Here is a 20293-nt window from a genome sequence, read left to right as displayed (position 1 = left end):
TCCACTTCTTCCTCAATATTATCAAAGTGTACTGATCAAACTGGAAAATGTTGCCTCATTAATCCAGATGTAAAGTTGAAAAGTCAAAAGGATTTACATGCTCTGAAAGTGGCTGATAAGCCTGAGTAAAAGTTGGTGACATACGTTTTGGACGCCCCGTGGCCATTTCGATACAAGCCCATTGCGTACTGCCGTTAAACAACAGGGTCTGATCCTGTGGTCGATAAAATGCGTATTGTCTAAAGGAATACAGGGCATTGATATCATTCAGCCAAGTGCGCAGAATAATCTCGTCTCCTTCAAAAGCTGCCTTGCGATATTGCACCTGATGTTCAACTGCGACCATGGCATGTTTCAGTTCCACATATTGCTTGAGTCCCAAGCCCAGTTTTTCAATATGAGCTGATGCGACATCCTGCATCCATTGCACATAGACCACATTGTTCACATGACCCAAACCATCAATATGTTTGGCTTGTACCTTTAAAGAAAGATCAAAAATACCACTCACTTTGCTGTTATCCTTTCCATGATTTTAAGGCTATAGAGTCTACCGAATTTATCGCTGGGGTAAATTGCAAAAAATAAAAAACCGCTTATACAAGCGGTCTTTCACAAAAATCTAGCAATTTTATGAGATACGCATCCCGACCACCGCAAGCTGCCCCTGACGAATCAAGGTCACGCGCGCGATGCTACCCTTTTTCAGTTCAGACACCTCCTGCACAAACTGATTTGAATTCAGTACTGTCTGGTTATTAATTTGAGTGATCACATCATTCGGCATGATTCGTGCCTGTGCTGCAATACCACCCGGACGTACATCCTGAATCACCACACCGCCTTTGATTTCCAGACTCGCTAACTCTGCTGGACTTAAGTCACGAATTGAAACCCCGATCACTGGCCCTTTGTTTGGTTGAGCGTGTGTGCTTGCTTTTGCCGGGGTATCATCTGGTGCCGCACTTAAAGTCGCTGCAATACTACGACGTTTATCATCACGCAAGATTTCAAGTTGTACCTGCTGCTGAGGTGCAGTACGGTTCAAATAGTTCAACAGTTCACTGGTACGTGAGATTGGGGTACCGTTGTACTTTAAGATCACATCACTGGCACGCAGGCCTGCACGTGCAGCCGGTGAGTTCGGTGCAACCTGAGTCACCAAGGAACCTTCAGGCTTAGGCAGATTATAAGATTCAGCAAGGTTACGGTCGATATCCTGCAAACTTACACCCAGATAAGAACGCGTCACTTTACCATTTTTCTTCAGCTGATCTGCAACTTCCATCGCGACATCAATCGGAATCGAAAAGGATAAGCCCATATACCCACCGGTTCCACTAAAGATCCGTGAGTTGACACCGACTACTTCACCACGCTGGTTAAACAGAGGGCCACCTGAGTTACCCGGGTTCAATGCTACATCTGTCTGGATGAAAGGTACTGCAGTTTCACCCATCATATTACGCATTTTGGCACTGACAATTCCGGCAGAAGCTGAATAATCAAAACCAAATGGCGAACCAATTGCGAGTACAGGCTCACCAACACGTAAGCGTCCTACATCCCCTGTCCGTAATTCTGGAAAATTCGAGCCATTAACTTTAAGCAAAGCTACGTCAGTTCGTGCATCACTCCCAACAACAGTGGCATCAATTTCCCGACGGTCATTCAGGGTAATGGTGACTTTGGAAGCATCTTCAACCACATGATGATTGGTCAGCAGATAGCCATCCTTGCTGATAAAGAATGCACTGCCATAACCGGTTTTTTCCTGTGGCATACGCTGCTGCGGAATAATCACCTGATTGCCAAAAAAGCGGCGCAGAATTTCCGGCACTTGTTGTTGTAAGAGCTCTTCTTCGCTCATTTTTTTAACGACATTGACACTGACCACTGCAGGACTGACCTGCTCGACCAGATTTGAAAAATCAACCGGCGTTACAGCCTGCAACTGTGCAGCACTCATGGTGAGAGTGGCTGCAAATAATCCTTTTTTTAAGTCTAGAATTTTCATATAAATTATTCACTCAAATTATTGATAAATTTATGTAAATAGGTTTTATCACAAACACTGTAAAGTTTAAGTAATAATATGTTTCAATACTTTATTCTGGGCAATATCTCATTATTAAAGCATTAAGTTAAGGCTTTGATTAATTTTTTTCATCAATAAATGAGCACTTCAACGCTTGCCTTTTGTACAAAAAAGCGCTGTTATTACCAAACTTTTTTAAAATTAGCTGATGGACATGTCTAATTTATCCCTTACCCATCAATTTGACGTCATTATTGTGGGCAGTGGCGGTGCTGGTTTAAGTTTAGCCTTATCGCTCCCAGATCATTTTAATATTGCAGTCTTAGCGAAATCCACCCTGACAGATGCCAGTACCTTTTATGCTCAAGGCGGCGTGGCCGCAGTATTGGATGAAATGGACTCAATTGAACAGCATATTGATGACACGATGATTGCAGGCGCACAGCTATGTGAAATGGATGCGGTTAAACAGACGGTAGAAGGTGGCAAACCTTCAGTTGATTTCCTGCTGAAACACGGCGTGCAATTTACTCTGGATGAACAGGAACAGTTACATCTCACCCGTGAAGGTGGTCATTCACAGCGCCGAATTATTCATGCGGCCGATGCGACTGGTCGTGCCATTTCCACCACCTTGGTACAACGGGCCCAAGAAAAACAGAATATTAAAATCTTTGAAAATTATATTGCGATTGACCTGATCTGTTCACAAAAGCTCGGTTTAGACGGCGATAATCGTGCGCTGGGTTTATATGCCCTGGATGAAACAACTGAAAAAGTGCATACCTTCTTGGCTCCATTTACCGCCCTTGCCTGTGGCGGTGCTATGAAAGCTTATCTTTACACCTCAAATCCCGACATTGCCACGGGTGATGGTATTGCCATGGCTTATCGTGCCGGCTGCCGGGTCGCCAACATGGAATTTAACCAGTTTCACCCGACCTGCCTTTATCATCCACAAGCACGTTCTTTCCTAATTACTGAAGCAATGCGTGGCGAAGGCGCTTATCTGCGCCTGCCTGATGGTGAACGCTTTATGCTGCGTTTTGACGAACGCGCCGAACTCGCACCGCGTGATATTGTGGCACGTGCCATCGACTATGAAATCAAGCGTCTCGGTATTCGTCATGTCTGGCTGGACATTACCCATAAAGATGAAAGCTTTGTCAAAGAGCATTTCCCGACTCTGTATGCCCGTTTGCTTGAACTAGGGATCGATATTACCAAAGACATGATTCCAGTCGTTCCGGCAGCCCATTACACTTGCGGTGGCGTCGTGGTCGATGAAAACAGTCAGACTGATATTGCTGGACTCTATGCAATTGGGGAAACCTCTTATACTGGCCTGCATGGTGCTAACCGTATGGCCAGTAACTCACTTTTAGAATGTTTTGTCTATGGAATGAGTGCAGCCAAGCACATTCAGGAAAATTTCAAGGCCGATCAGCCAGCTCCTGCAGTCCCAGCTTGGGATGATTCTCAGGTGACCAACCCGGATGAGGATGTGGTGATTCTGCAAAACTGGGATGAACTGCGTCAAACCATGTGGAACTATGTCGGAATCGTACGCACGACGAAGCGTCTGGAACGTGCATTACATCGTATTGAAATGCTGAAAAAAGAAATTACCGAGTATTATCAGGATTACCAGGTCAGCAAAAATCTGATTGAGTTACGTAATCTGGTGCTGGTGTCCGAGATGATTGTACGCTGTGCCATGCACCGCAAAGAATCTCGCGGTCTGCATTTCACCCTGGATTATCCAGAGCTGCTACCAGAACTACGCAAAACAGTCCTCGTCCCACCAAATTTTGAAGTGGAAACACCTTTGGTGAATTGTTAAAAGTCGATGGAGATAACATCCTTGGATGATATCTCCTTTTCTTTTTAGATTTTTATTTGCTCAAAGTCAGCTTAGGCTATTTATAGCCAGTCTTCTAATTTCAAATATTTAACGTTGTGGTGGAATTGAATATGTTCCGGTCACATGCGCCACAGGTTCTTCATGATCTATCGAATAAATCCAGACTTCTCCCACGATCAGTGCCTTGCCGACCTTGATCAGCTTACATTCTCCCCGTATATCCGTTCCACCAGAAGGTTTACGTAAGAAGTTGATATTCAGATTGGTCGTGACAGCCAAACCGACCAATCCAATTTCACCCAGAATGGCGACATAAAGAGCAAAATCCGCCAAGGTCATCATGGTTGGGCCAGAAACTGTGCCGCCTGGACGCAATTCCTCTGATCTCACCTGATAAAGCAGAGTGGCTCCACGCGGCGAAACCTCCTCAATTCGGCACTTCTCCAGGCTTTGTGGAAATTCTTGTTGTAAAAATTGTTCTATCTCTGTTTTGGTCGTTTTCATCTTATTAAAAAAATCTTCTATATCAGCCTTAATATAGAAGATTCTTCATAGATAAACCTAGAGAAAAATTAAATAAAAAGTATTTTAATTCCAAGCTTATTTTAAATAACTTAAGGCCTGCTCAAATACCTGCTCAGGCGTTTGAGTTGCATCCAGACGTTTGATCCGTTCAGGATGACGTTGCCATAAAGTTTCATATCCCGCTCTCACTTTCTCAAAGAAAGTGACTTTTTCCTGTTCAAAGCGATCCAGCGCACCACGTTCACGTGCTCGGTTCATCCCCAATTCAATAGGCGCTTCTAACCAGAAAGTAATGTCCGGCATGCGTGCGACAAAGTGGTCATTGAGTAATTGCAACTTTGTTTCACTGAGACCCCGACCTGCACATTGATAGGCAAAGCTGGCATCGCTAAAACGGTCACACAGGACAATTTTCCCGGCTGCTAATGCAGGCAGAATCACTTGTGCCAGATGCTGGGCACGCGCTGCATACATCAATAACAGCTCGGTATCATGCGCCATGGCTTCTTCATGGTTTACAGCCAGCAACAGCGAGCGAATCTGCTCGGCCATTGGTGTTCCCCCCGGTTCGCGAGTCAAAATAACATCTTTGCCCTGGGCGATAAAATCTTCATAGATCGAACGAATGAGCGTGGTTTTACCTACACCTTCTGTGCCTTCAAAGCTAATAAACATACTCATTCCTTATTTTTCGAGCGTAAAATCGTCAGATATTCTTGTACGGCTTTATTGTGGTCATTCAGATTGCTCGTGAATTTATGTCCACCATTGCCGGTAGCGACAAAATACAGGTTGTCAGAATTATCCGGATGCATGGCTGCTTCAATGGCTTTCTTGCTTGGCAACGCAATTGGCGTTGGCGGCAAACCTGAAATGGTATAGGTGTTATACGGCGTCGGTGTACGTAAATCCTTGCGAGTAATATTGCCGTTATAGCTGTCACCCATGCCATAAATCACTGTTGGATCGGTCTGTAAACGCATGCCAATTTTTAAACGGCGTACAAATACCCCAGAAACCTGTTCCAATTCACGATCTACACTGGTCTCTTTTTCAATGATTGAGGCCATGATCAGCGCGTCATATTTATTCTGATACGGCAGATCAGTTGCACGTTTCGCCCACGCCTCATCCAGTGCTTTCATCTGGCGCTGATACAGATTGGTCAGAATTTTACGGTCAGTTTCACCTTTGGCAAAGAAATAAGTATCCGGTGCAAACAGCCCTTCAGGATGTGAAAACGGAATATTCAATTCTTTGAGTAATTGCTCAGTAGGCAGATGCAGTACTTCTTTGGTGACTAAATCATTTTTCTTCAGGGCATCAATCAGTTGCTTAAAGGTCGTGCCTTCAATTACCAGAATCCGGCTCATCTGGGCATTGTCTGCATCGGAAATCATCTCCAAGACCTGACGGATGCTCATGCCTTGGCGTACTTCATACACGCCCGCTTTCATGGTGTCATGAATCATGATGCGCTGATACAGCTTGAGAATGATCGGGAAACTCACCTGATCTTCTGTGGCCAGACGATCAATAAAACCGGAATAGGTTTGACCAGATTCGATCGCGAGCAGCTGTTTTTTTCCTTCTACAGGATAATCCTTCCACAAACTGCTTTTCAGGATCAACGCCAAGATCAAAGCAATCCCCATCAGGACCAAGGCAATTCCTTTGAAAGATGAGGAGAATCTCGCTTTATTTTTCTTTTTGGCTTTAGGTTTGGAAGCTGACATATTAAGACATCTGGTTTAATCGAAGACGGTTAAAAAGTTCAATACAAGCATTGCCATCCAAGGCGCGCTGCTCAAATTGTGTGACAATTTTCATCGGGCTGAGTGCATTGCAGAAAAACAGACTCCGAATATGGGAAATTTCATCCATACCGATATATCGTTGCTCATAGACAATACCCTGATCTTGCATACGTTGTAGAATTTCTGCACGCATGACACCGAAGACGCCATTATAACGGAGTTCTGGCGTAATCCATGTATTCTTTATAAGAATGAAACAATTACTGCTCACCCCTTCGACAATGCCACCTTGTACATCTGTCACCAGGGCCTCAGGCCAGCCGCGTTGATCTGCTTCCTGTTTCAGTAAAACCTGCTCCAGGCGGTTCAGGGTTTTCAGTCCAACCAGACTGGGCATAGTCAATCCCACTGCCTGCTGCAATACGCCACTTTGAATCTGTTCAAACTTAAAATCCTGTATGTCTTGAGGATAATAAAACAGCCAGAGATCTGCGGGATGATCCGGCAAACTATAACCGCGCTGACCCACTCCACGACTGAGCACAATCTTTAATGTCCCGTTCAGCTTACCCTCTGATTCCCCGAGAAGCTGTAAACTTTCCGTGATCAGATCGAGATTGGCATTCAGGCTTAAGCTCTGATTGCTGTTTTGCAAACGTGTCAAATGACGATCATACAATTCAATCCGGTTATGTCGAATCCGGGCCGTAGTAAAACAACCATCACCATAATGAAAGCCACGATCCAGCACCTCTATATGACTGACACGTTGGGCATTTTTTAAATACAGCATATTTTTACGGTCTCTAAAATATAAATTGAGCAGTAATATTCAGGCTTCACCTATATATCTCTTTTACTCACATCCAATTCTTTTTTAATTATTTTTTATGCAAAAAAACTCAAGCTATTCTTGCCTCATCTAACAAAAGCTAAAAAACTTGAGGAAAAAATGAGCATTCGTAAATTAAAAATTGGGGTATTGGCAGCACTGGTATCAGCAAGCGCTTTTAGTGTCTCTGCAAAAGATTTCCTAAACGTTTCATATGACCCGACTCGTGAATTATATGACAATTTCAATAAGGAATTCAGCGCATACTGGAAAAAAACCACCGGTCAGGATATTAACTATAAACAGTCACATGGCGGTTCAGGCAAACAGGCACGTGCCGTGATTGACGGACTGGATGCCGATGTTGTAACACTGGCACTGGCAGCAGATATTGATGAAATTGCAGAACGTGGTTTGCTGCCTAAAGACTGGCAAAAGAAATTCCCGCAGAATTCGACACCCTATACTTCAACCATCGTTTTTCTTGTACGTAAAGGCAATCCAAAAGGAATCAAAGACTGGGGAGATCTGGTTAAACCAGGCGTAGACATTATTACCCCGAACCCAAAAACTTCAGGTGGTGCACGCTGGAATTATCTGGCTGCCTGGGCGTGGGCCAAACACCAGAAAGGTGGCAATGATGCCAAAGCACAAGACTTTGTCCGTCAAATCTACAAACAAACCAAAGTACTGGATTCGGGTGCACGTGGTGCTACCACGACTTTCGCTGAACGCGGGATTGGGGATGTATTACTGGCTTGGGAAAATGAGGCACATTTGGCCGTCCGCGAACAGCCGGGAAAATTTGAAATCATTACTCCTTCTCTGTCTATTCTGGCTGAACCACCCGTGGCAATCGTAGAAAAAAATGCCAAGAAAGATGGTAATGAACATCTGGCCAAAGCCTATTTAAATTACCTCTATTCACCTGCTGGACAGACTGTGGCGGCGAAAAACTTTTACCGTCCACGTAATGCGAATGTATTAAAGCAATACAGTACCGTATTCAAGTCCTTAAAACTGGTCACCATTGATAAAGAATTTGGTGGCTGGACCAAGGTTCAGAAACAGCATTTTGACAATGGCGGTGTGTTTGATCAGATTGTCAAAGCCAATCACGCAAAATAATACTTTAAATGCAGTTCATTATGGCCTTTATTCATAAGGCCATTCTTATTTCAAACACTTAAGAGCTTATTTATCTCTTTTTTTCATATAAAATTCATTTTTAATTATTTTTTATGCATAAAGAATAAGTTTATTCTGCGCTTATGTTACAGAACATATCAGAGATTCAGTCCAGATGAGCATTTCAAACACATTAAAACTTGGGGTTTTAGCAGCTGTTATCTCGGCAACCTCATTTGGTGCAGCAGCACGTGATTTTCTCAATGTATCCTATGATCCGACCCGTGAACTGTATGAAGATGTAAATAAGAATTTTGGCAAATATTGGGAAAGCCGTACCGGTCAAAAAATCAATTTCAAGCAATCGCATGGCGGTTCAGGCAAACAGGCACGTGCCGTGATTGATGGTCTGGATGCTGATGTAGTCACGTTGGCACTGGCGGCCGATATTGATGTGCTGGCAGAAAAAGCTAAACTGTTACCTGCGGACTGGCAAAAGAAATTGCCGCAAAACTCGACGCCTTATACTTCAACCATCGTGTTCCTGGTGCGTAAAGGCAATCCGAAAGAGATTAAGGACTGGGGTGATCTGGTCAAACCGGGCATAGCAATCATTACCCCAAACCCGAAAACTTCAGGCGGTGCACGCTGGAATTATCTGGCGGCTTGGGCTTGGGCCAAACATCAGGCGGGCGGCAACGATAAGACTGCGCAAGAATTTGTTCGTAAAATTTATAAAAATACCAAAGTTCTGGATTCCGGGGCACGTGGTTCAACCACGACCTTTGCTGAACGTGGCATTGGGGATGTTTTACTCGCATGGGAAAACGAAGCGCATTTAGCCCTTCGCGAACAGCCGGGCAAGTTTGAAATTATTACCCCTTCTCTGTCGATTCTGGCTGAGCCACCGGTGGCGATTGTAGAAAAAAATGCCAAGAAAAAAGGCAACCAGCACTTGGCTCAAGGTTATTTGAACTTCCTGTATTCGCCATTGGGTCAAGACCTGGCAGGTAAACATTATTATCGTCCACGTAATGCCAAAGTACTGGCCAAATACAGCCAAGTATTTAAGCCATTAAAACTGGTGACGGTTGATCAGGAATTTGGCGGCTGGAACAAAGTACAAAAGGCTCACTTTGAAAATGGTGGTGTATTTGACCAGATCGTTAAAGCCAACAGCGCGAAATAATTTTCCAAGCTGATTGATATAGGAGCATCGACATGATTCATACGCTTATCGTTCCTGGTGTAGGTGGCAGTGAATACAACCACTGGCAAACCTGCTTACAGCACCGGCTGATGCGATGCTCCCGTGTGCAGCAAAAGGACTGGAATCATCCGGTACTGGATGTCTGGGTGGCAGAATTTGTCAAAACTCTGCAAGCCATTCCAGCAGAGGTTCAGATTGTCGCGCACAGCTTTGGCTGTCTGACCAGTATTGCGGCCCTTGCCCGACATCCGGAACTCAATGCAAAAGTAAAAAATCTGGTATTGGTGGCCCCGGCCAATCCGGCACGGTTTGGGGAAAATGGTTTTGCGCGCGACAGTCAGACAGACTACAGCACCTATTTTCAACAGCTCAAGCTTCAGGTGCCCACCACGTTATTGATCAGTGAAAATGATCCCTGGTTAAGTTTTGAAGATGCGCACATACTGGCCCAAGCCTGGAAAATCAAACCGATCAATTTGGGCGCAGTCGGTCATGTCAATGTCGCTTCTGGTTTTGGCCCTTTTCCTGAAATTGAACAATATCTGATTTCAGAAAACCCTATGCGCCATATCAGCAAATTTGATGAGAGCAAGTATTATTTTAAATTTGCATTTTAGTCGCTGCAAACTATGCTTGTGCCAAATTTATTTTCTAATTTCGCTGGTTATTTTTAATCAGCATTCTCTCTTTTGAGGAGTAATCATGTCGCAGCGATCCCGAGTGCTGCCAGGATTTGGTCTTTCTCTAGGCTTTACCCTAGCGTATTTGTCATTAATCGTTTTGATCCCGCTGTCAGCTGTTTTTATTAAATCACTGGGCATTGGTTGGGATGGCTTATGGGAAATCCTGAGCTCTGAACGTATCTTGAAATCATTGCAGTTAAGCTTCACCGCAGCCATTGTCGCTGCACTGGTCAATGTAGTATTTGGCCTGTTACTGGCGTGGTGTCTGGTACGTTACAGCTTTCCGGGCAAACGTATTGTCGATGCCCTGGTAGATTTGCCTTTTGCCTTGCCCACTGCGGTTGCGGGTATTGCCCTGACCTCTTTATATGCACCGACCGGCTGGATTGGTCAATATTTAGAACCGATTGGCATTCAAGTCGCTTATACCCCGATTGGTATTACACTGGCATTGATCTTTATTGGCCTGCCTTTTGTGGTGCGTACCGTCCAACCGGTACTGAGTGATCTGGAAACTGAACTGGAAGAAGCGGCTTCTGCACTGGGTGCCAACCGTTTTCAGATCGTGACCAAAGTGATTTTTCCAATTCTGCTGCCTGCACTGATCACTGGTTTTGCTTTGGCCTTTGCCCGTGGTGTCGGTGAATATGGTTCAGTCATCTTTATCGCCGGTAACCAGCCTTTTGAAACGGAAATTGCACCGCTAATGATTATTTCTCGCCTAGAAGAATATGACTATGCCGGTGCAACCACGATTGCTGTCGTCATGCTACTGATTTCCTTCGTGATGCTATTCCTGATTAACTTATTACAAGCATGGGCCAGCCGTCGTACCGGGAGAACTGCGCGATGAGTTTAAATACCAACAGCAATGCGCTGGCTGAAAAGTTGCAATCCCGTGATGCAACCCGTGAGCCAACTTGGGTACGTTATACGCTGCTCACTATTGCCTTAATCTTCTTTTTAAGCTGCCTGATTCTGCCCTTGATTCTGGTTTTTGTTGAAGCCTTTAAACAAGGGGTTGGCGTTTATACCCAAGCGCTGGTGCATCCGGATACTCTGTCGGCAGTAAAACTTACCTTGCTGACGGCTGCAATCGCAGTACCGCTCAACGTCGTATTTGGTGTTGCGGCAGCCTGGTCTGTAGCGAAGTTCAACTTTCCGGGGAAATCATTCCTGACCACCATTATTGATCTCCCTTTCTCGGTTTCACCTGTGATCGCGGGTATGATGCTGGTGCTGATTTTCGGTACCCAAGGCTGGATGGGTTCTTGGCTGATGGATCACGATATCAAGATCCTTTATGCAGTGCCTGCGATTGTCCTAGCGACTATCTTTATTACGGTACCTTTTGTTGCGCGTGAGCTAATTCCGTTAATGGAAGCACAAGGAACCGAAGAAGAAGAAGCTGCGATTGTACTCGGTGCATCTGGCTGGCAGACTTTCTGGAAAGTGACCCTGCCCAATATCAAATGGGGTCTGATCTATGGCGTGATTCTGTGTAATGCGCGGGCCATGGGTGAATTTGGTGCGGTGTCGGTGGTTTCCGGCCATATCCGTGGTGAAACCAATACCTTGCCGCTACACGTCGAAATTCTTTATAACGAATATACCTTTAGTGCTGCGTTTGCCGTGTCTTCGCTTCTGGCTCTCCTCGCAATTGTGACCCTGATTTTAAAAACATGGGTGGAACTGCGCCAGGAAAAACAAGACAAACGTAATGAAGATTCAACAGTTTCTTAAGGAATGCCCACATGAGTATTCAAGTACAAAATATTGAAAAACACTTTGGTGCATTCCACGCACTAAAAAACATTTCGCTGGATTTCCCAGATGGTCAACTGGTCGCACTTCTTGGCCCATCCGGCTGTGGTAAAACCACTTTGCTACGGATTATTGCCGGTCTGGAATCTGCGGATGGCGGTCAGGTGATTTTAGAAGGTCAGGATGCCACCAATGTACATGTGCGTGAGCGTGAAGTTGGCTTTGTATTCCAGCACTATGCCCTATTCCGCCATATGACGGTATTTGACAATATTGCCTTTGGCCTGCGTGTGCGTCCACGTAAAACTCGTCCATCGGAAGCGGAAATTAAAAAACGTGTGACACGTTTACTCGACTTGGTTCAGCTCGGTTTCCTTGCTGACCGATATCCAGCTCAACTTTCTGGGGGTCAGCGTCAGCGTATTGCCCTTGCACGTGCTCTGGCCGTTGAACCACGTGTATTATTACTAGATGAACCTTTCGGTGCACTGGATGCCAAAGTGCGTAAGGAACTGCGTCGCTGGTTACGTACCCTGCATGACGAATTGCATATTACTTCTATTTTCGTAACACACGATCAGGAAGAAGCGCTTGAAGTTGCAGATCAAATCGTAGTAATGAACAAAGGCAATGTAGAGCAGATCGGTTCACCGCGTGAGGTCTATGAAACCCCGAAAACTCCATTTGTATTCGACTTTTTGGGTCAGGCGAACCGTTTTGAAGGTCAGAACAATGCAGGCATCATCCAGCTCGGCGAAGACCGCATTCAATTTGAGGGTGCAAAAAATGCCGCTCAAGGTGAAGTGATTTTATTCGCGCGTCCAGATGAACTACGCATTCATGCACAGCCACACGACAATGCCATTCAAGCGACTTTCATTCGTGAATTATGGATCGCGGGTAAAGTCGTTGCAGAGCTAAATGACCGTCAAGGCAATCTGATTGAAATTTTACTGACGCCTGATGAAGCGAGAGCGCACCAATTCCGCCCAAATCAAACTGTTTGGTTAAGTGCGGTGAACTTGCATTTATTTGAAAACCAGGTCGCTTAAGATCAAAAGATGGGGCTTTAAAATGCCCCATCCTCTTCTAGGGTAAGAGAATTATGAATTTCCAACAATTAAGAATTATACGAGAAACGGTTAGACAAAACTTTAATTTAACTGAAGCTTCTGCTGCGCTTTATACTTCACAGTCCGGGGTAAGTAAGCATATTAAAGATCTGGAAGATGAACTGGGGGTGCAGTTATTTATCCGTAAAGGTAAACGTCTACTGGGCTTAACCGAACCAGGTCAGGCACTTTTAGGCATTGTGGAACGCATGCTGGTCGATGCCGACAATATCAAACGTCTGGCCGATGATTTCAATAAAGTCGATGAAGGCACATTGACGATTGCCACGACGCATACCCAGGCGCGTTATGTGTTGCCACCAATTGTCAGCCAATTCAAAAAAGAATTCCCTAAAGTACATTTGATTTTGCAACAGGCCAGCCCGATTGAAATCACGGAAATGCTACTGCAAGGTCAAGCCGATATCGGTATTGCGACCGAAGCACTCACCACTGAAGATAATCTGGCCAGCGTACCTTACTATAACTGGCAACACAGTATTATTACCCCGCAGAATCATCCACTGGCAAGCAAAGAACACGTGCTCATCGAAGATCTGGCGCACTACCCAATTATTACCTATCATGGTGGTTTTACCGGTCGCTCCAAGATTGATACCGCCTTTGAAGAAGCTGGTTTTGATGTAGATATTGTGATGTCCGCGCTTGATGCCGATGTCATCAAGACCTATGTAGAAATGAATATGGGCATCGGCATTGTCAACGATGTGGCCTATGACCCGGAGCGTGATTACCGCTTAAAGCAGATTAAAACCGATATTTTCGGCGTAAATACCACTTGGATTGCAGTGCGTAAAGGTCATTTATTACGCGGTTATGGCTACGAGTTTATTTCACTCTGCTCACCAGACGCAGATATTAAGGCACTGAAAAAAGTGGCTTATCCAGACGAATAAAGTGCAATATTTTAAGTTTTTAATCAAAGAGGCGAATAGCCTCTTTTTTATTTTTTGAGTAGATAAAGAATATAAATATCAAGCATAATCACATGCATAATAAATTGAATTATACCAAGATGATCAATCATAAATTTGCTCTTTTCTCCACGGGCTTGTTTTTCTCCGGGGCAGGTTATGCAGCAGCGTTTGAACAATCTAACCAAAGCATCCAATCGTTTTTTGAAAAAAATCATTATGCTGAAGTTTCATTGGCCTGGGTTCGCCCTGATATCAGCGGTCAGGTACAACATACCGAAGAGCTACAACAATTAGGCATCACCGATTTTTCAACAGGAAATCTTGCCCACAACCAATTGATCTCCAATGCAGCATTAAAATTCCAGTTGAATCCTCAAGTGTCGTGGGGACTGATTTACGATCAACCTTATTCTATAGATATCGCTTATCGTTATGATCCTGTTTTTGCAGGTGCAGCACTTCCGATTGAGGCTGCTACCATTCAATTTGAGAGCCATAATTTGACCTCATTAATTGGCTTTCGACCAGACGCTGACTGGAATTTTTATACAGGGCTAAGTTATCAAAGCTTAGAGGGAAATTTATATTTATCCGGGCAGACATTTTATATATTCAATGGTTATCGAGCCACATTTGAACGAGATCCCGCTTGGGGCTGGCTTGCAGGAATCAGTTATCAGATTCCTGAATATTTTTTTAGAACCGCACTGACCTATCGTTCTGCAATTACTCATCACAATAAAACCACTGAATCCATTATTGTAGGTACAAATCCAGCACCTTATACAGAAATTCAAACTCCACAATCTGTGAACTTGGATTTTCAGACAGCTTTAACTGATCAAAATGCGCTCTATGGCACGCTGCGTTGGTCAAACTGGCAAAATTTCGTGATCCAGCCGCCTAAATTTGGCGCTGTAATTGACTATGCGGCCTTACAGTTCCCTGAAGTAAAATCTTTTAGAATGATTGATTATCGTAAGGATCAATGGTCTGGAAAAATCGGACTTGCTCATCAATGGCCATCTTTTGGCATAAATTCTATCGAACTCTTATGGGATTCTGGTACAGGAAATCCGGCTTCAACTCTGAATCCGAGTGATGGCTATTGGGGCATCGGACTAAGTCATCTTTATAAGATTCAAGAAACCTGGGATATTGCGACAGGACTATATTATTTAAAGTTTCAAAAACCTGAAATTTCCTTATCAGAACCTATTACGCCACAGATCGCAGGTTTATCCGCAGTTTCTGATAACAGTGCCTGGATCCTAGGTTTGAAACTGGGTTATCACTTTTAAAATTGTTCTAAAAACAAAAAACGGGCCGAAGCCCGTTTTTTGTATTAAGTAAAATCTTAGAAGCGGAAGCTCACACCTAGTTTCGCTACTGGTAGCCACTTATATTCGTTGTCATTACGAATATCGTCTTCTTCCAGCTGAACTTGTTGGTTAAAGTCAGCAATGACTCCAGGATTTGTAGGAGTAGCAGCTCCACTTGAAGTTAAGTTAACTGTTGGATTTCCATTGTAGTAAGCACCAATTTCACCAAACACACCCCAACGATTAGTAATTGCTGGAGAGAAACCAATACCTAGGTATGGTGCAATATTATTTTTATAAGATAGGTCACCACTAATACGTGCATCTCCATTTGCTCGGAATTCAACATCATTTACGGAGAAGGTTTCACCAGAACGAACTCGGCGATCGATATCATATTGATTATCAACATAAGCTACACCGGCTGCCATATAGAACCAGTTTGCCCAAGGACGAATTTCAGCATTTAGATAAGTCAGATTATTGTCCATATCCAAGTCATAATCAGAACCATTGATTGATAAATCATCCGACCAGGAAATATCACCGCCGTTATAACCTAAAGTGACGCCTACATATGGGTTAGCACTCCAGGAAATTGCACCACCATAACCGGTAGTACCGACTTCAGCACGAACAGAAGCTGGTTTAAAGAAAGAGAATTCAGCAACGCCTTCATCTGTTACGATTGTTTCATCAGCAGCCATCGCAGAACCCGCTGCTAGAGCTAAGACTGATACTGCTAAAATGTTATGTAAAGATTTCATTATTTCTCTCCTCAAAAGAACTTATTTTGATCATTAGTTATTCGTGATAGGCTCAATATAAAGGACTTAAAAAATATTTTTTATTCACATTTTGCTCATCTTTTGTTATTTTTTGATACAAATTAATTTTTCTTGTTGAGAACCAAGTGTTTTCTAACACTTCTCCTACATTTCAACATAATGAAAAAGCACACTTATCACTTTAATAATTTCACGCTTTCTACACTTCTGGTTATTTTTCATCTATTTTTAGTGCTTTCAACTATTTTTCCTGCAATATAGTGTAAAATCTAGAAAATTTTTTTCTGGAAGGAAGATCATGTCGCAGCTTTCAACAATCATTGAACAAGCGTTTGAAGACCGTGCGAATTTTACAGCTGCAGATTGCTCTGCTGAAATCCGTCAAGCAGTTGAGGAAGTAATTGCTGGTCTAGACAATGGTACTTTACGTGTTGCTGAAAAAATCGATGGTGAATGGGTTGTTCATCAATGGATTAAAAAAGCGGTATTGTTATCATTTAAATTAAACGACAATAAACCAATGGAAGCTTGTGATCTTCGTTTCTATGACAAAGTAGAAACTAAATTCTCAGGCTGGACTGAAGAGCAGTTTAAGGCAGCTGGTGTACGTGTCGTACCACCTGCTGTCGCACGTAAAGGTTCTTTTCAGGCCAAAGGCGTGATCTTGATGCCTTCTTATGTCAACATCGGTGCTTATGTAGATGAAGGCACGATGGTTGATACCTGGGCAACTGTCGGTTCATGTGCGCAAATTGGTAAAAATGTTCACTTGTCAGGTGGTGTAGGGATTGGTGGTGTGCTTGAACCACTGCAAGCGAATCCAACCATTATTGAAGATAACTGCTTTATCGGTGCACGTTCTGAAATCGTTGAAGGCGTAATCGTTGAAGAAGGTTCTGTGATTTCAATGGGCGTATTCATTGGTCAATCAACCAAGATTTATGACCGTGCCACTGGCGAAATCCACTACGGCCGTGTACCAGCAGGTTCAGTCGTTGTTGCTGGTAGCCTCCCTTCTAAGTGTGGCACTTACAGCCTGTATGCTGCCATCATCGTGAAAAAAGTTGATGCACAAACTCGTTCTAAAACAAGCCTGAACGATCTATTACGCGAAGACTAAGATGTCTTAACTTAGAGGATACATTCGTGTTCCTCGGAGCTTCAACCGCTCCTCGTCTCTACGATTAGTAATGATCGTAGGGATTTTTATTTTTATACCCGGTTATTTATTTTTCATTGGTTAGTTTTGTTATGAATACGCTTCGATCTTCCGCAATTCCTGTCTCTGATCCGTCTGCGGGTTTACGCATTACGGAGATTTTCTATTCATTGCAAGGTGAAGCCAATGCCGCAGGTCTGCCAACAGTATTTATCCGTTTAACCGGTTGTCCATTACGTTGTAGCTATTGTGATACCACCTATTCCTTTGAAGGCGGTGAGCGTCAGTCTCTGGACGATATCATCCAGACCACGCTTGATTTTAAAACGCCCTATGTCTGTGTGACCGGTGGTGAACCACTGGCACAACCAAATGCCCTACCCCTGATGCAGAGACTTGCGGATTTAGGATGTGAAGTTTCACTTGAAACCAGTGGCGCTTTAGATGTGTCCAAAGTGGATCCGCGTGTTTCCAAAGTCCTCGATTTAAAAACACCAACTTCAGGTGAAGTTGCACGAAATTTGCTTTCTAATCTTGATCATTTAACTGCACATGATCAAATCAAGTTTGTGATATGCAATCGTGAAGACTATGAATGGTCAAAGCAGCAGTTAGAACTGTACCAACTTCAAGACAAAGTGAGTACAGTTTGGTTTTCGCCTGCATTTGCGGTTGAAAAAGGTGCGGTTCGTTTACCACCACTGGCACGTGATTTGGCTCAGTGGATTTTAGAAGACCATCTCCCTGTTCGTTTCCAGTTACAGCTACACAAGTTGTTATGGAATGATGAAACTGGTCGTTAATTTTTTGTAAAGTATTTTTTTGGAGAATCAGCTTATGCGCCCTCGTGCCATTGTCCTGTTATCTGGCGGATTAGACTCAACAACATGTCTGGCTTGGGCACAGGCACGCTATGAATGTATCGCACTCAGTTTTCGATATGGTCAGCGTTCAACGACCGAGCTGGATGCAGCAAAAGCTTTAACGCAACGTGCGGGTGTGGAACATCGCGTCATCAATATTGATCTGGGTAATCTGGGTGGCTCAGCCCTTACCGATCATAGCATTGACGTGCCGGATCATGAACAGTCAGGTATCCCGATTACCTATGTTCCTGCACGTAATACCATCTTCCTGTCTTATGCCCTGGCAGCGGCAGAAGTGTTTAAAGCCGAAGCAATTGTGATCGGAATTAATGCGGTTGATTACTCGGGCTATCCGGATTGCCGACCGGAATTTATTGACGCATTTGCCAATATGGCACGCCTTGCAACCAAGGTTGGCGTAGAGGGTCAAGCGCTTAAATTTGAAACACCTTTGTTACATTTATCCAAAGCAAATATTATTCGCTTAGGTATTGAACATGGCGTAGACTACAGTCAAACGGTGTCATGCTATCAAGCAGATGACCAAGGACGTGCCTGTGGCAAATGCGACAGTTGTCGTTTACGTAAACAGGGTTTTGCGGACGCAGGTGTTGAAGACCCGACACGTTATATACCGTAATAACAAGGTAGAGTTTATGAAGAATTTAAAATCAAGCATCGTGCTTTCAGCAATTGTCTCAGCTGCTGCTATGTTCGCAACTACGGCTCAAGCGGCTGATGACAAATTACAACAAGCTTATAAAAGCACCAATGTAAAATCTGCATTGATCAATGTTTGTAAAAATGAAACTGGCAAAAGCAAAAAATTGACATCTGCTGAAGTCAGCAAATATTGTGGTTGTGCTATTGAAGCAGATGGCAAATTAACCAATGCACAAAAATGGGAAATTCAAAGCACTATTAACCAGAAGAAAAGCCCAGGCACTTTAGCTTTTGTACAGAAGCAGAATAAAGATCTTCAAGCATGCTTTGGTCCACAGTTAACAGGCAAACTGAAAACTTTGACTGAAGAAGCAATGAAATCAGCCCAAGCGGCACCAAAGAAATAAGATCTGATGATTCTTTGATAAAATAAGCCACTATAATGTGGCTTATTTTTTTGAAAAAATTTAAAGAAAACAGGAGTTTTTATGTCTGAAATCAGTTTGCTTGACCAGAATTTTCCTGCGACGACAGGCGAAATCAATTTAACCCAGTTAAATACAGAATGGCTGGTGATTTATTTTTATCCTAAAGATTCTACGCCAGGCTGTACGACTCAGGCAGTTGGCTTTTCCTGTTTAAAAGATCAGTTTGATGCTTTAAACACCACAATTCTTGGCGTATCCCGTGATTCGGTAAAAGCGCATCAGAACTTTACTGAAAAGCAGAATTTGAGTATCAATCTGATCAGCGATAAAGAAGAAATTTTGTGTCATCATTTTGATGTGATTAAAGAAAAGAACATGTATGGCAAACAAGTGATGGGCATTGAGCGTTCGACTTTCATTTTCCATAATGGTCAACTGGTGAAAGAATACCGTAAAGTGAAAGCAGCCGGTCATGCTGAGCAAGTGCTGGAAGATTTAAAAGCATTGCAAGCTGCTTAATAATTGCATGCTTGTGTATAAATAGAAGCTCGAACCATTCGGGCTTTTTTTACAATAACTTTCATATCATCAAGTATTTTATATTTCCCCTAGTTCATTTCACACTGTCCTGATAGATGAAGATTCACTTTATCCCCTACGCCGGCAATTCCTTTTTTCATACCAAAATCCCTACGGTTAATCACGGCAGATGCCTGAACATCAAGCAGGTTGGCATTCGACATACTGGGTTTAAAGGTTGTTTCAAAAATCACAGGCTTGGTCACACCACGCAGGGTTAAATGACCTAAAACATTGTATTTGCCATTGCCCAAGTCTTTAAACTGGATACTTTTAAAAATTACAGTCTTATATTTTTCTACATAAAACAGGTCTTCGCCCAAAATCATATGTTTAAATAGCGGCTTACTAAAGCTTAAACTTTCCACATCCATGACCAGATGAGTTGAGGCATTTTGCGGTGCTTTAACGTCAAACTGCATCGTGGATTGAACCTGATTGAACTTGGCTTTAACTACAGTAAGACCCATCGACTTAATCTCAAAACCGACATCACTTTTGGGAGTTAAGGTCCATGATCTTGCAAAAGACTGACTGGTCAAAGCTAAACAGATCGCTAGGCTAAGGAGCCCAGTTTTTATTATTGTTTTCAATTTTAAATCCACCTTGTTTAATTTCTTATTGATCGGATTTAAGT

Annotated in this window: 22 protein-coding genes; 14 read left to right on the top strand and 8 right to left on the bottom strand. The window is 43.4% G+C overall.

Features of this window, described 5'->3' with window-relative positions; translation table 11 throughout:
- Positions 1-58 precede the first annotated feature (58 nt).
- Positions 59-511: an acyl-CoA thioesterase gene (locus tag PYW33_RS04765; RefSeq protein ID WP_004645622.1), complete on the bottom strand. Its 453-nt coding sequence runs from the start codon at positions 509-511 to the stop codon at positions 59-61.
- 120 nt (positions 512-631) lie between these two features.
- Positions 632-2017, bottom strand: a complete 1386-nt coding sequence (locus PYW33_RS04760) for a Do family serine endopeptidase (protein ID WP_004645624.1) — start codon at positions 2015-2017, stop codon at positions 632-634.
- Between the two features lie 229 nt (positions 2018-2246).
- Here PYW33_RS04760 and nadB point away from each other — a divergent pair, with 229 nt between their 5' ends.
- Complete coding sequence (gene nadB / locus PYW33_RS04755; RefSeq protein ID WP_162131574.1) at positions 2247-3881, top strand: L-aspartate oxidase; 1635 nt, start codon at positions 2247-2249, stop codon at positions 3879-3881.
- A gap of 108 nt (positions 3882-3989) precedes the next feature.
- Here nadB and PYW33_RS04750 read toward each other — a convergent pair whose 3' ends face one another.
- The 4 genes from PYW33_RS04750 to pabC all read right to left on the bottom strand — a co-directional run bounded on the left by PYW33_RS04750 (position 3990) and on the right by pabC (position 6977).
- Positions 3990-4406 carry a PaaI family thioesterase gene (locus PYW33_RS04750; protein WP_004645626.1) on the bottom strand — a complete coding sequence of 139 codons (417 nt, stop codon included), beginning with the start codon at positions 4404-4406 and terminating at the stop codon, positions 3990-3992.
- A 96-nt stretch (positions 4407-4502) separates the two neighbouring features.
- The gene (gene tmk, locus PYW33_RS04745; RefSeq protein WP_004645627.1) at positions 4503-5102 is read right to left on the bottom strand and encodes a dTMP kinase; all 600 of its coding nucleotides are present in this window, start codon (positions 5100-5102) and stop codon (positions 4503-4505) included.
- Positions 5103-5104: 2 nt separating this feature from the next.
- Positions 5105-6163: an endolytic transglycosylase MltG gene (gene mltG, locus PYW33_RS04740; RefSeq protein WP_004645628.1), complete on the bottom strand. Its 1059-nt coding sequence runs from the start codon at positions 6161-6163 to the stop codon at positions 5105-5107.
- Between the two features lies 1 nt (position 6164).
- Positions 6165-6977 (bottom strand): aminodeoxychorismate lyase, encoded by an 813-nt coding sequence (gene pabC, locus PYW33_RS04735; protein ID WP_004645629.1) that lies wholly within the window; start codon positions 6975-6977, stop codon positions 6165-6167.
- A 159-nt stretch (positions 6978-7136) separates the two neighbouring features.
- On the opposite strand from pabC, the gene PYW33_RS04730 reads away from it, so the two are divergent.
- The 8 genes from PYW33_RS04730 (at position 7137) to PYW33_RS04695 (ending at position 15152) form a co-directional block, all read left to right on the top strand.
- Entirely contained in the window at positions 7137-8144 is a 1008-nt protein-coding gene (locus PYW33_RS04730) for a sulfate ABC transporter substrate-binding protein (RefSeq protein WP_004645630.1), read from the top strand.
- Between the two features lie 175 nt (positions 8145-8319).
- Positions 8320-9333, top strand: a complete 1014-nt coding sequence (locus PYW33_RS04725) for a sulfate ABC transporter substrate-binding protein (protein WP_004645631.1) — start codon at positions 8320-8322, stop codon at positions 9331-9333.
- A gap of 32 nt (positions 9334-9365) precedes the next feature.
- A complete protein-coding gene (locus PYW33_RS04720; protein WP_004645632.1) occupies positions 9366-9971 on the top strand; it encodes an RBBP9/YdeN family alpha/beta hydrolase in 606 nt (201 codons plus the stop codon).
- An 85-nt stretch (positions 9972-10056) separates the two neighbouring features.
- Positions 10057-10890, top strand: a complete 834-nt coding sequence (gene cysT / locus PYW33_RS04715) for a sulfate ABC transporter permease subunit CysT (protein WP_004279076.1) — start codon at positions 10057-10059, stop codon at positions 10888-10890.
- The gene (gene cysW / locus PYW33_RS04710) at positions 10887-11780 is read left to right on the top strand and encodes a sulfate ABC transporter permease subunit CysW (RefSeq protein ID WP_004279077.1); all 894 of its coding nucleotides are present in this window, start codon (positions 10887-10889) and stop codon (positions 11778-11780) included. Before cysT ends, cysW begins: the two co-directional genes overlap by 4 nt.
- An 11-nt stretch (positions 11781-11791) precedes the next feature.
- A complete protein-coding gene (locus PYW33_RS04705; protein ID WP_004645633.1) occupies positions 11792-12853 on the top strand; it encodes a sulfate/molybdate ABC transporter ATP-binding protein in 1062 nt (353 codons plus the stop codon).
- A 53-nt stretch (positions 12854-12906) separates the two neighbouring features.
- A complete protein-coding gene (locus tag PYW33_RS04700; protein WP_004645634.1) occupies positions 12907-13830 on the top strand; it encodes a CysB family HTH-type transcriptional regulator in 924 nt (307 codons plus the stop codon).
- Between the two features lie 92 nt (positions 13831-13922).
- Positions 13923-15152, top strand: a complete 1230-nt coding sequence (locus tag PYW33_RS04695; protein WP_004645635.1) for an OmpP1/FadL family transporter — start codon at positions 13923-13925, stop codon at positions 15150-15152.
- 56 nt (positions 15153-15208) lie between these two features.
- Here PYW33_RS04695 and carO read toward each other — a convergent pair whose 3' ends face one another.
- Entirely contained in the window at positions 15209-15940 is a 732-nt protein-coding gene (gene carO, locus PYW33_RS04690) for an ornithine uptake porin CarO (RefSeq protein WP_004645636.1), read from the bottom strand.
- 319 nt (positions 15941-16259) lie between these two features.
- Here carO and dapD point away from each other — a divergent pair, with 319 nt between their 5' ends.
- From dapD to PYW33_RS04665, 5 genes are all read left to right on the top strand, one after another.
- The gene (gene dapD, locus PYW33_RS04685) at positions 16260-17081 is read left to right on the top strand and encodes a 2,3,4,5-tetrahydropyridine-2,6-dicarboxylate N-succinyltransferase (protein WP_004645637.1); all 822 of its coding nucleotides are present in this window, start codon (positions 16260-16262) and stop codon (positions 17079-17081) included.
- 131 nt (positions 17082-17212) lie between these two features.
- A complete protein-coding gene (queE, locus tag PYW33_RS04680) occupies positions 17213-17923 on the top strand; it encodes a 7-carboxy-7-deazaguanine synthase QueE (protein ID WP_004645638.1) in 711 nt (236 codons plus the stop codon).
- A gap of 34 nt (positions 17924-17957) precedes the next feature.
- Positions 17958-18626, top strand: coding sequence for a 7-cyano-7-deazaguanine synthase QueC (gene queC / locus PYW33_RS04675; protein WP_004645639.1), 669 nt, complete (start codon positions 17958-17960; stop codon positions 18624-18626).
- A gap of 16 nt (positions 18627-18642) precedes the next feature.
- Positions 18643-19056: a hypothetical protein gene (locus tag PYW33_RS04670; protein WP_004645640.1), complete on the top strand. Its 414-nt coding sequence runs from the start codon at positions 18643-18645 to the stop codon at positions 19054-19056.
- Positions 19057-19137: 81 nt separating this feature from the next.
- Entirely contained in the window at positions 19138-19596 is a 459-nt protein-coding gene (locus tag PYW33_RS04665) for a peroxiredoxin (protein ID WP_004645641.1), read from the top strand.
- Positions 19597-19685: 89 nt separating this feature from the next.
- Here the strand turns inward: PYW33_RS04665 and PYW33_RS04660 are convergent, their stop codons facing one another.
- On the bottom strand, positions 19686-20249 hold the full coding sequence (locus PYW33_RS04660; RefSeq protein ID WP_026055725.1) for a YceI family protein: 564 nt from the start codon (positions 20247-20249) through the stop codon (positions 19686-19688).
- Positions 20250-20293: the final 44 nt, after the last annotated feature.

The sequence above is a fragment of the Acinetobacter lwoffii genome, assembly GCF_029024105.1.
Classification (GTDB): domain Bacteria; phylum Pseudomonadota; class Gammaproteobacteria; order Pseudomonadales; family Moraxellaceae; genus Acinetobacter; species Acinetobacter lwoffii.
Note: the sequence above shows the minus strand (reverse complement) of the source record. Positions and strands in the feature narration are given on the sequence as shown.